The sequence below is a fragment of the Clostridia bacterium genome (genome assembly GCA_034926675.1).
Taxonomy (GTDB): Bacteria; Bacillota; DTU025; order DTU025; family DTU025; genus JAYFQW01.
On the sequence record JAYFQW010000022.1, the window covers coordinates 1 to 13,499 of the forward strand.

The 13,499-nt window shown below is 57.9% G+C and carries 13 protein-coding genes; 11 read left to right on the forward strand and 2 right to left on the reverse strand.

Annotated features, from left to right (window positions below):
* On the reverse strand, window positions 1-939 hold a 939-nt coding region (locus tag VB144_06565; GenBank protein MEA4883305.1), incomplete at its 3' end, for a sigma 54-interacting transcriptional regulator.
* Window positions 940-1,368: 429 nt separating this feature from the next.
* On the opposite strand from VB144_06565, the gene VB144_06570 reads away from it, so the two are divergent.
* The 11 genes from VB144_06570 to larA all read left to right on the forward strand — a co-directional run bounded on the left by VB144_06570 (window position 1,369) and on the right by larA (window position 13,061).
* Window positions 1,369-2,529, forward strand: a complete 1,161-nt coding sequence (locus VB144_06570) for a Xaa-Pro peptidase family protein (GenBank protein ID MEA4883306.1) — start codon at window positions 1,369-1,371, stop codon at window positions 2,527-2,529.
* A gap of 23 nt (window positions 2,530-2,552) precedes the next feature.
* Window positions 2,553-4,322, forward strand: a complete 1,770-nt coding sequence (locus VB144_06575) for an FAD-binding protein (GenBank protein ID MEA4883307.1) — start codon at window positions 2,553-2,555, stop codon at window positions 4,320-4,322.
* Window positions 4,323-4,328: 6 nt separating this feature from the next.
* Window positions 4,329-4,661, forward strand: a complete 333-nt coding sequence (locus tag VB144_06580; GenBank protein MEA4883308.1) for a 2Fe-2S iron-sulfur cluster-binding protein — start codon at window positions 4,329-4,331, stop codon at window positions 4,659-4,661.
* Window positions 4,662-4,707: 46 nt separating this feature from the next.
* Complete coding sequence (locus VB144_06585) at window positions 4,708-6,072, forward strand: pyridoxal-phosphate dependent enzyme (protein MEA4883309.1); 1,365 nt, start codon at window positions 4,708-4,710, stop codon at window positions 6,070-6,072.
* A gap of 154 nt (window positions 6,073-6,226) precedes the next feature.
* Window positions 6,227-6,934 carry a FadR/GntR family transcriptional regulator gene (locus VB144_06590; GenBank protein MEA4883310.1) on the forward strand — a complete coding sequence of 236 codons (708 nt, stop codon included), beginning with the start codon at window positions 6,227-6,229 and terminating at the stop codon, window positions 6,932-6,934.
* A 95-nt stretch (window positions 6,935-7,029) separates the two neighbouring features.
* Window positions 7,030-8,307 (forward strand): ABC transporter substrate-binding protein, encoded by a 1,278-nt coding sequence (locus VB144_06595; protein ID MEA4883311.1) that lies wholly within the window; start codon window positions 7,030-7,032, stop codon window positions 8,305-8,307.
* Window positions 8,308-8,436: 129 nt separating this feature from the next.
* Entirely contained in the window at window positions 8,437-9,297 is an 861-nt protein-coding gene (locus tag VB144_06600) for a branched-chain amino acid ABC transporter permease (GenBank protein MEA4883312.1), read from the forward strand.
* Window positions 9,297-10,304 carry a branched-chain amino acid ABC transporter permease gene (locus VB144_06605; protein MEA4883313.1) on the forward strand — a complete coding sequence of 336 codons (1,008 nt, stop codon included), beginning with the start codon at window positions 9,297-9,299 and terminating at the stop codon, window positions 10,302-10,304. The genes VB144_06600 and VB144_06605 overlap by 1 nt, the downstream gene beginning before the upstream one ends.
* A complete protein-coding gene (locus VB144_06610; protein ID MEA4883314.1) occupies window positions 10,289-11,023 on the forward strand; it encodes an ABC transporter ATP-binding protein in 735 nt (244 codons plus the stop codon). Before VB144_06605 ends, VB144_06610 begins: the two co-directional genes overlap by 16 nt.
* A complete protein-coding gene (locus tag VB144_06615) occupies window positions 11,001-11,705 on the forward strand; it encodes an ABC transporter ATP-binding protein (GenBank protein MEA4883315.1) in 705 nt (234 codons plus the stop codon). The genes VB144_06610 and VB144_06615 overlap by 23 nt, the downstream gene beginning before the upstream one ends.
* A 54-nt stretch (window positions 11,706-11,759) precedes the next feature.
* Window positions 11,760-13,061: a nickel-dependent lactate racemase gene (larA, locus tag VB144_06620; GenBank protein ID MEA4883316.1), complete on the forward strand. Its 1,302-nt coding sequence runs from the start codon at window positions 11,760-11,762 to the stop codon at window positions 13,059-13,061.
* Here larA and VB144_06625 read toward each other — a convergent pair.
* Window positions 13,012-13,499: hypothetical protein (locus tag VB144_06625; GenBank protein MEA4883317.1), on the reverse strand; the 488-nt coding region annotated here is incomplete at its 5' end. The two genes, larA and VB144_06625, sit on opposite strands and share 50 nt — an antisense overlap.

Consider the following 13,499-nt stretch of genomic DNA (forward strand, 5'->3'; position numbering starts at 1 on the left):
GTCCCTTCTCTTGCTCTCTCTGTGAATAGCCCGGGCCATGAGGCCCTTGCCGGTGCCGCTTTCTCCTCTGAGAAGCACTGTGGAACTGCCCGGCGCGATCTTTGTGGCGAATTCCTTTACAGATGACATAGCCTGCGAGTCCCCGATGATATCGTCGAGGGAGGTTGCCCGGTTCTCGTGCTCCCAGATCTCGTATGTGAGCTTTGACACGTCGTCTAGGCGCTGAAAAGTAAGCACCGCTCCGAGGGTTTGTCCGTCCATCACCACCGGATATGCATTGCATATCACATCGATCGTATCTCCAGAGTGCTGCCTCAACCTGGTCCTGTGATGCTTGATCTCGGTTCCGCTTCCCAGCGCGTCGTATAGGCCTGTTCCCGCCAGTACGTCCTGCAGAGGCTTGCCAACGATGACCTCGGGAGAGAGGTGAAGCGCGTCGAGTGCATACCGATTGGCCTGAGTCATAGTCCCGTATTCGTCCACTACCAGCACACCTTGATCGAATGCGCCTATCACAGCCTCGAGCTGGCGGCGGCGGAGGCTATCGCGCGCCATCGCTTCTTCGCTGGTTATCTTGGCGCTGAGCAGGTCGGCCATGCGCTCCAGAAACGCGACATTGGCGCGCACGTTGTCGAGCAACCTTCGACGTTGCGCCTGTGTGCGGCTGACCAGGCCCATCACTCCGGCGACGGAGTTTCCGTGTTTGATAGGGCAACACAGTTCAGCCGTGGCATAGCATCGCTTCGCCATCACGCACGTTCGGCACAGCTCGTGGTGGCCTGGATCCTCAATCACGACGGTCGCGCCGATCCGAAGCACATGGGCGTGGACACGCCCCTGCCCCGCAAGGCTGTTGCCGAGCTGCCTGCTGAACTCTCCAGTGCCCGCTACCCTGATAAGATCGCGATCAGTGATTTCCACGTCAACGTCTAGAGCCACTGCGATGGCCTCGGCTACTCTCTGTACATCACTTTGAACTGCTCTCAGGCTTAACAGGTGGGTTCCCTCCCGTTGGGCGCAAAATGGGGGCTCAAAGCCGTCCCCTATACATGAGCATAGCATAGAGGCCTTGGCAATAGCAAATTGCAAGAGAGTACTGCAAAATGCTATTGCAAGCTGCTATTGTCCGATGAAAAGGTCATCGCAGCGATGCCGGTTGCGTGACGCTCGGGGGCGCGATGCTGGAGGATTCCCCAGGTCACGGCTGTATTCGGAATCCAGAATGCCGCGGCGTCACCCTGATTGCAGACGATGGCACACGTCTTGCATTGATACTCATACCGAATGGATTGGTCATAATCTCAGGCCATGATGAAGAGCCAGGCCAGCGAGAATACACATGCCACGAGGAAGGACTGGTAGATAGGAATGAGAGGTCAGTATTCCATATTCCCCAGAGAGGAGTGCGAGGCGAGGCTAGAACGGGCTCAGATGCTAATGAAGGCACAGAACATCGACGCCCTATTGATTACAGCAGAAGCCAACTACTTCTACTTTACGGGTCACAGGACTCATTCGCCATGGTCGACTTTCACCCGTCCACACGTGGCCGTACTCACGCGAGACGGAGGGGCGACCATAATCGTGCACTCCTTTACCAGGCCGGAAGCGGAGTCGCGGTCATTTGCAGCCGACGTGCGTGAATACGGCAGTCTTGTAGAGGACGCAGTGCCCCAGATCAAGCAGGCGTTGTCCGACATGGGCCTAGCCTCTGCTGTCATCGGATGTGAGCTCGGATATGAGCAGAGGCTCGGACTGCCGATGCGGGCGTGGGAACAGATCGTATCCGCCTTTCCCAGGGCGAAGTTCGTGGATGCATCCGAGCTGCTATGGAGACTCCGCGTGAAGAAGTCACAGGCGGAGGTGGAGCGCTTGAGAAAGGCTTGTCAGGCAACGAGCAAGGCGTTTGAAGTCTGCTATTCCGAGGTGTGTGAGGGCTGGACAGAGGAGCAGGTCGCCGTCGCAATGAGCAAGGCGATGCTGGACGCGGGCGCGGAATCTCCCGGCTTCAACATTATCTGTTCGGGCAGAGACGATTACGACAGAATCAGCGCTCGTCCAACAGGGCGTGTGTTGCGAAAGGGCGACATGCTTTGGGTGGACGCGAGCGCGGTGTTCGATGGTTATTGGAGCGATTTCTGCCGGGCGGCGGTTCCTGGGGGACCCAATCCTGAACAGGTTCGGCTCCAAAAGATAGCGCACGAAGCCACAATGGCTGCCATAGAGGCGATCAAACCCGGAGTGCCTGTTCGCGTGATCGCCGAGACGTGCGCCAGAGAACTAGGCAAGCATGGTTTCAACCTTACCTTCGATGCCGGGCGGTGTGGCCACGGGCTGGGACTGATGAGTACTGAGCCTCCCCATGTGGCCACATATGATCTGACGATCTTGGAGGAGGGTATGGTTATTACCGTGGAGCCCGGAATTGTGAATGAGGAGGGGGTGTTCTGTATAGAGGAAAACGTGGCAGTGACGAAGGACGGGTTTGAGATTCTCTCAGGAGCTTCACGGGAAATCTACGCTATCTAGTTTGTGGGAGGGAGAGGTGGAGAATGAGTACACTCGAGAAGACCGCCGATGAAATCGTAATAACTGACGTACTGATAGTCGGCAGCGAAGGCGCCGGAGCCAGGGCAGCGCTGGAGGCGAGTAAGCGGTGCAAGTCAGTGGTAGTCGCCACCAAAGGAGTCGTGGGCAAGAGCGGCGCCACGCTTACCGCCGACGCAGACATAGACATTGACAGCCGCAGCGCAGCAGAGCTGTTCGGGCTGCCCGGAGATATGAACGACAGCCCCGAGAAATTCGCGGAAGACATGTGCAAAGAGGGAGAGTACCTCAACAACCAGCGAATGGTCACCATTCATTGCGACGAGGCTCCTATGAGGCTGAAGGAGCTGGTTGATTGGGGCGCACGCATAGACAAGCTGACTCATGCCCCCGGTCACACGTATCCCAGGGGTGTGTGGGTGCCCGGCACTGAGTTCGCCCGGGTCCTCACGAAGGAACTGAAGAAGAGAGACAACATCAAGCTCCTCGAGCACATGATGATCACTGACCTGCTTACCGACAAGGGATGCGTCGTAGGCGCAGTCGGCATCGAGATAACCACCGGCAAGTTCTTCGTGATCAAAGCAAAGGCAGTCATATTCTGCACAGGCGGCGCCATGCGCATCTATCCGCATACGACCGCTCCCGACGAACTGAGCGGCGACGGGTTGGCGATGGCCTACCGCGTGGGCGCCAAACTCATAGATATGGAGTTCCCGATGTTCCTGCCGTATACCCTGATAAAGCCGGATTCATTGAACGGCGTCGACTTCTCCTATCTGCTGAGCGCCTATGTGCAGGCACAGGCTCTGAACCGCCACGGAGAGCGGTACATGGCCAAATATGATCCTGAGAGGCTCGAGCACAGCACCAGGGACGTCAACTCCATCGCCGCGATGGTGGAAGTGCTCGACGGAAAGGGCTCGCCAGCGGGCGGCACGTTCCTGTCTCTCAAGCATCTGCCGGACAACCTGATCGATTTCAGCGCTGAGTGGTTCCCGTCGAACATCTCGCACTGGCGCTACGGTGGGTTCAATATGAAGGATTACCTGCCGGATCTGCATACTCAGGCTATGGAGACTTCACCTGCAAGCCACTTCTGGAACGGCGGAGTCCAGATAGATGAGTTCTGCCAGACCGGCATCGCCGGGTTCTATGCCTGCGGCGAAGGCACCGGCAGCATCCATGGCGCCAACAGAGTGTCGGGGAACGCCCTCACCATGACGCAGGTGTGGGGGCCGCGGGCCGGGATCTACGCCAGCGACTATGCCAACCGGGTCAGCAGCGCCAACATCAGCCTTGATCAGGTCGTAGCCATCAAGGAACGGCTTCATGCGCCTCTGAAGCGTGACGCCGGAGTTGACCCGATCGCCCTGCGCAAGCGGATCCAGGAAGTCGCGTGGAAGTACGTTGGCGTGGTCCGTGAGGAGAAGGGACTGCATAAGGGCCTCGAGGAGATCGCTGCGATGCGCGGCGAGCTTGACCAGGTCTACGTGAGCAACAAGGCCAAGCGCTTCAACCAGGAATGGGTGGAGGCGCTGCAGGTCGAGAACATGCTCGACGTCATGGAGATGGTTGCCCGAGCGAGCCTGGTCAGGAAGGAAAGCCGGGGCGCTCTGTACCGCAGAGACTTCCCCAAGACCGACAACATCAACTGGGTTAAGAACGTAGTGGTGCAGCAGGACAGCGGCAAGATCACCACATCAGTGCACGACGTCGAACTGGACAAGCACCAGCCGACGAGGGAAATCCGGGAATACGGGAGCAAGGAGTGACATCGGATGGCGAGCGAAGTGCAGACAATCACTGTCAAGGTGCGTCGGGCAGATCCTGACGTCAACGGCGGCGAGGCCACATACCAGGCCTACTCTGTGCCGCTTGAGCCGGGCTCAACCGTGCTCAGCATACTGAGGCACATAACTGAGAACATCGACAGGACACTGTCGTATTACCGGTCCTGCAGGATAGGCAAGTGCGCCGGATGCAGAATGATCGTCAATGGGAAAACCAGACTCGCATGCACAACTGCGGTTGCAGGCGACATCACACTTGAGCCGCTTCCAGGATACCCGCTCATTAAAGACCTGGTTGTGGACCTGAGCGCTGAACGATAAGTTTGTGAAGACCAGTATCTGATCTTGCTGGAGAGGGGCGATTCGGATGTCCGGCGCTAGATTTCCGTTTGGACCAACCTATGATGAGATGGCCCGTCCTGAGTCGATCGAGCCATCGGTAAGAGCGGCAGCGCTCGAAGCCTTGCCGAGCGATGAGCTGAACCCGATCAACCTGTTCAACATCACGTGGAAGAACAGGGATAACGAGGTTCGAAAAATGGTGTTCCCGCGGGAGATCACTGGACTCGACGTCAACATCGTGGTTCTCCTCGGGAACGGCTTCCCGTCCGGATCGCACAAGGTAGGCCCCGCATACTCCACGCTCATCGAGGCGTGCGTAGACGGCGTCCTCGACCCGGAGAAGCACACGATCCTGGGCCCGTCGACGGGAAACTTCGGAATCGGCGTTTCCTATGTGTGCCGGCTCATGGGTTATCGGGCTGTAGTCATCATGCCCGACAACATGAGCAAAGAGAGATACGACCGCATTCGCAAATACGGCGCCGCTCTGGACCTGACGCCGGGCACTGAGTCGGACGTCATTCTGACGCTGCAAAGAACGCACCAACTCATGAAAGACCCTTCGAACTTCGCTCTGGCTCAGTTCGAACTGATGCCGAACTACAGGTTCCACAGGCATGTGACGGGGTCGGCTGCGATCGAGGCCGCGTCCGACGTTGGGAATGGGCGAGTAGCCTGCTTCGTGTCGGCGCCCGGGTCGGCAGGGACTCTGGCAGCAGGCGATCAGATCAAGTCAGTCTTTCCAGAAGCCAAGACGGCTGCAGTCGAGCCATATGAGTGTTCGACGCTGGCCACAGGTGGGCGGGGCCAACACCGAATCGAGGGCATCGGCGACAAGATGTGCACCCTCATTCATAACGTCCTGACCACCGACTTCATAATCACCGTCCACGACGACGAGTGTGTGCAGGCGCTGAAGGTCATGCGCGAAGGCGCTCACATTCTCGAACGACTCGGGATGAAGCGCGAGGCCGCGGAGTCCATGCGCGATCTGTTCGGCGTGTCGGGCATGTGCAACGTCATCGCCGCAGTCCGCATGGCTCGCCACCTCAGGCTTGGCCCAGATGAGAACGTGGTCACTGTGGCCACAGATGGGTTCGACAGGTACGAGTCGGTCATCGAGGACCTGGACCGGCGGTGCCTGGAGACCACCGACTACGTGCTTGAGCGCTGGGCGCGCGACATATTCGCCGCCCAGGATGATTCGGCGATCCACGATGTAAGGAGAGCTGATGCCAAGGAAAGGCTGTTTGCGCAGAAGAAGAAGGACTGGACGCCATTCGGCTACAGTGAGGAATACCTGAATGGCATGAAGTCGCCGGACTTCTGGGAAGACGAATACGCCAAGCACGCTTACTATAACGAGAAGGTTGAGCAGATGCGCGGATAGCTTAGTGATGGAAGTGGACCATTCTACGTGCAACATCGATGCCAATTGAACACCTGCAAAAGTCCTATACGACGCGCGGAAGGAATATCGCTCCGCGCGTCGTATATCGTACATGCAAAGTGGTATGATCCTCATACCATGGGGGGTGTCTCTGGTGCAACCTGGCGGTGGCATACGCAGGGTCAAGCTGTCAGACGGCATAGTCGAGCACATCAAGTCGCTTATCATGGCCGGGCGTCTGAAACCCGGCGACAAGCTTCCACCGGAGCGGGATTTCGCGGCGACTCTGGGTGTGAGTCGCACAGCTCTTCGTGAAGCAGTTCGTACCCTCAGCCTTATGGGCCTCCTTGATGCGAGGCAGGGCGAGGGTACTTTTGTTTCGGGGTTGGTTGCCAGTTCGTTCATGAAGCCACTGTCTCCCATGCTTGCAATGGGGAGCATCGATATCCTGGAATTGGTCGAGGCCCGACGCATCATCGAATCTAAGGCGGTGAGCCTTTGTGCGCTGCGGGCTTCGGAAGGCGAACTCGCCGACATCTCCGCACTAGTAGACGAGATGCAACTCAGCATTTCCTACATAGAACACTTCAACCAACTCGACCTCGATTTCCACATGGCAGTGTCCCGCGGTTCTCACAATTCCGTGCTCGTGGCTACTTTGGAAGCCATACGAGACGCCTTGTACGAACAGGTTCGGGGCGTTCAGAGTCTGCCCGGCGCGTCCGACAGGGCGCTTGGCTATCACTACCAGATCACCGCAGCTCTTGTCGACCGTGACAGCGAGCGCGCGGAGAGGGAAATGGCAGAGCATCTTAACGACGTCGAACGCGCAGTGGTTGCCAGCATGGTTGGAGAAGGGTAATTCAGGAGAAATGAGGTGATCAGTTGGGGGAAAGGGCATCTGTATGAGGTGTTGGAATCGTCCAGCGACCCAGAGTACTTGAGGGAGGCATGACAGTGTACGCAAGCAAGAATCGCAGTCTGATCTGGCGGATCGCTTTGGCTGTCGCACTGGTGTGCGCGCTTGCGCCTATGATGAGCTCGGTTGCGGCGGAGAATGTTGTGAGGATCGGCGCTGTTTATCCTCTCACTGGCGCAGTCGCCACCACAGGCGCAGACTGCCGTAGTGGTGTCGAACTTGCTGTAGACATCATCAATGGTGTTTACGATCTGGACTTCCCATTTGCCAGGACCGCCGGAATTCCTAGCCTGGGCGGCGCCAAGATCGACATGGTGTTTGGAGACACCCGTGGAGATCCGACACAAGGTATGGCAGAGACTGAACGTCTCATCACTGAACAGAACGTTGTCTCGATCATCGGGGGCTACCAGAGCGGCGTCGTGAAGACCGCTAGCATGGCAGCGGAGCGGCTTCAGGTGCCGTACGTGCTTTCTGACGCAACGTCGCCTGCCCTAACAGAGCGCGGGTTCAAGTGGTTCTTCCGGGTCATCCCGCATGACGGCATTCAGGCGAAGAACGCACTTGAACTTGTGAAAGACGTCGAGAAGAAAGAGAAGGTCTCCATAAAGAAGGTGGCCGTGCTCTGGGAGAACACAGAGTGGGGCGCGAACGTGGCCAAGGAGATCAAGAAATGGGCTAATGAATATGGATTCACTGTAGTTGCGGATGTGCCCTACACTTACAGGGCTACTGACGTCACGGGCGAGGTGCTCAAGCTGAAAGCCGCCAACCCCGAGGTCATCATCCACGCTGCATATGTATCAGACGCGATCCTATTCACACAGACGTTCAAGGCTCTGAAACTCCAGCCTAAGATACTCATCGGAATGGCCGGACACCTTGACCCCAACTACCTGAACACCGTGGGCCAGGACGGCGAGTATTTCTTCGTCCGCGCAGTTTACGGGCTCGACCTGGCCTCGCGCAAGCCCGTCGTGGCCAAGATCAACGAGCTGTACAAGAAGAAATACGGCCACGACATGAGCCCCAATGCTGCACGCAGTTTCACAGCTCCGTTCGTTGTGGTGGATGCGATCAATCGGGCCAAGTCGACCAAGCCGGATGACATAAGGAAGGCTCTCCTCGCGACCAACATGCCGGCAAGTTCCCTCATATCGCCATACGAAGGAGTGCGATTCGATCCTGAGACGCACGACAACGTGCTGGCAAGGTCCCTCTACCTTCAGGTGCAAGATGGCAAGTTCAGGGTAGTGTGGCCGTTCGAGCTAGCGGCAGTCCCTTACGTATACCCGTTCCCGGGATGGAAGAAGTAGTTTAGGCGGTTGTAAGCCGGGCAGGCCTCAGGCGGCTTTCGGTGCACCTTCGCGCCTGCCCGGGCGCTTTTCTTCCCTGGGCACAGTCTCAAGCTCTCAAGCCATACACTTTGACAGGGGTGGTCTTCCGTGATACTCCAACTCGTGACGGGGGGCCTGTTTCTCGGTTGCATATATGGTCTGGTTGCCATGGGTTTGAGCCTTATCTATGGAGTCATGGGAATCGTGAACTTCGCCCATGGAGCTTTCGTCATGTTGGCCATGTACGCGAGTTACTGGCTGTACAGCCTGGCGGGCCTAGACCCCGTTCTAGGCACGCCTATAGTTGCTTTGCTGATGTTCGGGTTCGGTATAGTAGTCTACCGTTCTATCATCGGAAAAGTTCTGCGGGGCCCGTTCCTCGCACGCCTTCTGGTCACGTTCGGACTTGGGATCTTCTTCGTCAACCTGGCGCAGTTTCTGTGGACCCCGGACTACCGCATGGTTCAACAGTCCATTTCTCACGGGATCATCATGCTGGGCCCGATCTTCATTGAACTGCCGAAACTGGTCGCGAGCATAGGCAGCCTGGTGGTAGCGGGGCTAGTCTATTGGTTCCTACGCAAGACCAAGACAGGCCTTGCTATACAGGCCATATCCATCGATCGCACTGCTGCTTCGCTCATGGGCATAGACCTGGAGCGACTGAACGCCATAGCGTTCGGGCTGGGTCTGGCCTGCGCCGGCGCTGCCGGGTCGCTGCTTGCGAGTTTCTACTACATCTTCCCTGATGTGGGCACGATGTTCGGCCTTGTAGCTTTGGTCGCGGTTGCTCTTGGGGGTTTCGGGAGCACCGAGGGCGCGCTCGTCGGCGCGATCCTCATCGGCGTCATCGAAACCGTCGGCGGCTTCCTTGTTGGACCTGAGTACAAGTACGCGCTCATCTTCCTCGCCTACCTGCTAATAGTTATCGTGCGGCCACGAGGGCTCATGGGATGGGGGGCTGACTAATGCGCGACAACGGTCAAAGACAGACAATCAGCCTGATCGCCTTCGCGGCCGTGGGCCTGGTTCTGCCGCTTGCGATGAAAGCTCGCTTTGCTCAGCACATACTCATCATGGTTGCGCTGTATGCTGCACTCGGAGAAGCGTGGAACATTATGGCGGGATACGCAGGCATGGTGTCCATAGGGCAGGCGGCCTTCTTCGGCCTTGGCGCCTATGTATCCGCATTCCTGTTCGTAGAGTACAACGTGAATCCGTGGATCGGGTTCGTGGCCTCAGGACTTGTGACCGCAGCTTTCGGAACACTGGTGGGGCTGCCATTCTCTCGTCTGCGCGGCAGGTACTTCGCCATCGGCACCATCGCGCTCGGCCAGATGATCAAGGTGGTGTTCGAGAACTGGCAGCGCGTGGGCGCGGCCACAGGGCTGATGCTGCCGCTCGTGGACGAAGGCATCGTCAGCTTCCAGTTTCACACCACCAAACTCCCGTACTACTACATTGCCTTCGCGATGCTGCTTGCTGTTATGGCTTTCATGCGCGTAATGGAGCGATCCAGGATGGGCTACTACTTCAAAGCCATTCGGGAGAATGAAGACGTTGCCAGCGGTCTCGGAGTGAATAAGACAGCATACAAGCTCATCGCGATCGCCGTGAGCGCCGGCGTCACGGGGATGTGCGGCGCCTTCCTCGCGCAGTACAGCCTGTATGTCGAACCCGAGTACATGTTCAACCACACGATCTCAGTGACCATCGCGTTGATCGCCGTGTTCGGGGGCGCGGGCAGTATAGCGGGGCCCATACTCGGGGCTGCGATCCTGATCCCCATGTCAGAGCTCACGCGTGCGTGGCTCGGGTCCGGCGGAACGGGAATAGATCTGATGATATACGGCGCCTTCATAGTGTTGATGTGCGTGTATGAGCCGGAGGGGCTGATGGGAATAGTGCAGCGGGCCAACCGAAAGATGATCGTTCGGCGTGAGAGGAGGGGTTCGACTCGATGTCCGAACTCGTAGTAACCGGCCTAACCAAGCGATTCGGAGGCCTAGTGGCGCTGAATGATGTTTCGTTCTCCGTTAAGAACGGAGAGATCCTCGGGCTGATCGGCCCCAACGGCGCCGGGAAGACTACGCTGTTCAACTGTCTCACCGGGTTCCTGAAAACAGACGGTGGCTCTGTGGAGTTCGACGGGCGCAACATCACGAATTGGAGCCCAAACAGGATCTGCAGCCTGGGCATGGCAAGAACCTTTCAGGTGGTCCAGGTGCTGCAGGGCATGACAGTCCTGGAGAATGCCATGGTCGGCGCCTACCTCCGAGACGGACGGACCTCTGGCGCCCAGCGGCGTGCGGCCCAGGTGCTCGACCGCGTTGGCATGAGCGACAAGGCGGGAATGGCAGCTGTCAACCTGACCCTGCCTGCGAAGAAACGCCTCGAAGTGGCCATGTGCCTTGCCACTGACCCAAAGGTGCTCATGCTCGATGAGTCCATGGCTGGGCTGACGCCCACGGAGATCCAGGAGTCATCACGAATGATACGTACTCTGCGCGATGAGGGAATTGCGCTTGTGGTGGTTGAGCACGTCATGGAAGCCATCATGCCCATAGCCGACCGGGTTATGGTGCTGGATTCAGGGCACAAAATCGCCGAAGGCGCACCTGCTGAGATCGTTAGAAATCCGCGGGTCGTGTCGGCTTACCTGGGTGATAAATATGCTGAACGTATCAAGTGTTAGCGCGGGTTATGGCGGGGTGCCGGCGCTCGCCGATGTGTCGCTGCACATCGAGCAAGGGGAGATCGTGGCGCTCGTCGGATCCAACGGGACTGGTAAGTCCACCCTTGCACGGGTGATATCCGGCCTAGTCAAACCGACGTCCGGAACCATAGAATTCCGCGGCCAGCGTATTGACAGAATGCCGCCCCACGAGATAGTCAAGCTTGGACTGGTGCATGTTCCCGAGGGAAGGCACGTCTTTGGCAAACTCACTGTCGCTGAGAATCTCATGCTTGGAGCATACACCATGTCTCAAGAGGCGGAGATCCATAGGCGGATGGAGTTTGTATGCGGCCTGTTCCCTCTACTCGAGGAACGGAAGACCCAGAAGGCGGGGAGCCTGAGCGGAGGGCAGCAGCAAATGCTGGCCCTTGGCAGAGGCCTGATGGCCAATCCGAGGCTCCTCATACTCGACGAGCCTTCTCTCGGTCTCATGCCCAAACTGGTTGAGGAACTGTTTGAGTCTATCCGGAGCGTGAGTCGTGAAGGAATAACCGTACTCCTGATAGAGCAGAGGGTGCTCGAGGCCCTCGAGCTTTGTAGCAGAGGGTACGTGATCCAGAACGGTAGGATCGTGCTGGAGGGACCGGGGTCCGAACTGATAGAGAGCGACATGGTTCGCAAGGCCTATCTGGGCATGTGACGGCAATGATCACACGGCTACGGTCACACTGATTAGCGACAGGAGTATACTGCTGTGCAAGTTGCATTATCCTATGGAAAGACCGGTTTGCCTGTGGAACTGCCGGAGGACAACCTGACCGTCGTAGAACCCGTGTTCGTACCGGGGCTCGACGATGAACAGGGAGCGATTGCTGAGGCACTCAACCATCCGCTAGGATGTCCGGCGTTGAAGGACACGGTTCGGCCATCGGATACGGTGGCCGTGGTCTTCTGCGATGCTACCAGGCCCGTGCCCAACAGACGGATTCTCCCGGCCATACTGGGAGAACTTGAACGTGTCGGGGTGAAGAGGGATCAGATAGTCCTGATCAACGCCCTTGGCACACACAGGCCTAGCCCGCCCCAGGAACTCGTGGAGTTGCTGGGTGAGGACCTCGTTCGCGAGTACCGAGTCGTCCAGCACGACTGTTGCGATCGCCAAACGATGGCGCTGGCCGGTCGTCTCAGCACCGGGCAGGAATTCTGGGTGAACAGGGACTACATGAGTGCGGATTTCAAGATACTGACCGGCTTCATAGAGCCTCACTTCTTTGCAGGTTTCAGTGGAGGCGGTAAGCTCGTGTTCCCAGGGATCGCGAGCCTTGAGAACATCAAAGAAGCCCACGGATATCGAATCCTGTCACACGACAGATCCACCTGGGGCAATACACGCGGCAACCCTGTGTGGGAGCTGCTTACGGAAGGCGCGCAGCTGACGGCGCCCGACTTCATAGTCAACGTCACCCTGAACTCCGAGAAGGCGATCACCGGCGTGTTTGCAGGGGAGCTGCGCACCGCGCATGCGCAAGGCGCCGAGCACGCGAAACGGACGGCCATGAGGGCAGTCTCTGAGCGTTTCGATGTGGTCATCACTACGAACAGCGGATACCCCCTGGATCGAAACGTTTACCAGACTGTGAAAGGCATAAGCGCTGCAGCAGGCATCGTCAAGAAGGGCGGGGCGATAATCGCTGCAGCCGAGTGTATTGATGGCATCCCCGCGGGCAGCCACTACCATCAGCTGCTGGAGAGGGCCGGAACGCCTGAGCGTGCGCTGGGGCTGATCGCGAACCCCGGCTTCTCGATGCAGGATCAGTGGCAGGTGCAACTGCAGGCCGAGATACAGATGCGGGCGGATGTCTACCTGTACTCCCATCGCCTTTCGCCAGACGAGATACGCACTACCATGCTCAAACCGTGCCAGCAGATCGAGGACACATTGGCAGACCTGCTGCGCGTGTATGGCCAGGACGCGAGCATATGTGTCCTGCCTGAAGGACCGCAGACTATACCGTACGTGGATTCGGCTGCGGATCCGGATGACATCGAGTGCTGATATCATGGCCCACATTAAGCAGCCTTTGTGTATTGGATCTCACGATTTTCAGGGGTCGCGATTCACTTGAAGAGCGGTAATGTACACCGATGCTCGGTTTGGCTTCAGAGTATCGCCTAGCCCTTAGCTGGATGATGGCGCGATCTAGGGCTGCGAGGAGTACTACGTATACAAGGGCTTCCAGTCGCCAGAGCTTCTTGACGAGCATCGCGCCTACGAACTCCGGTTCCTTGAGCCCATATTCAGCACCCTTGGGCCAGTCTCGAAGATTCTGTCCCGAGTACGCGCAAACACTGAATCGTTGAAGTCCTCTACTCTGTGCCTGGAGCATTGCCTTGGCATCGCGGAGGGCAGCATCCCGCCCGCCGCCCTTTCGCCCGCCGCCCTTTCGCTCGTCGCTCACAGCCGCGGAAACGAATCTGCGGTTCCTGAGATTCC

What these genes read in the sequence shown, in the direction of transcription:
- VB144_06570 (MEA4883306.1), top strand. Translation starts at nt 1,369, where the DNA reads ATGAGAGGTCAGTATTCCATATTCCCCAGAGAGGAGTGCGAGGCGAGG.
- VB144_06575 (MEA4883307.1), top strand. Translation starts at nt 2,553, where the DNA reads ATGAGTACACTCGAGAAGACCGCCGATGAAATCGTAATAACTGACGTA.
- VB144_06580 (MEA4883308.1), top strand. Translation starts at nt 4,329, where the DNA reads ATGGCGAGCGAAGTGCAGACAATCACTGTCAAGGTGCGTCGGGCAGAT.
- VB144_06585 (MEA4883309.1), top strand. Translation starts at nt 4,708, where the DNA reads ATGTCCGGCGCTAGATTTCCGTTTGGACCAACCTATGATGAGATGGCC.
- VB144_06605 (MEA4883313.1), top strand. Translation starts at nt 9,297, where the DNA reads ATGCGCGACAACGGTCAAAGACAGACAATCAGCCTGATCGCCTTCGCG.
- VB144_06610 (MEA4883314.1), top strand. Translation starts at nt 10,289, where the DNA reads ATGTCCGAACTCGTAGTAACCGGCCTAACCAAGCGATTCGGAGGCCTA.
- VB144_06615 (MEA4883315.1), top strand. Translation starts at nt 11,001, where the DNA reads ATGCTGAACGTATCAAGTGTTAGCGCGGGTTATGGCGGGGTGCCGGCG.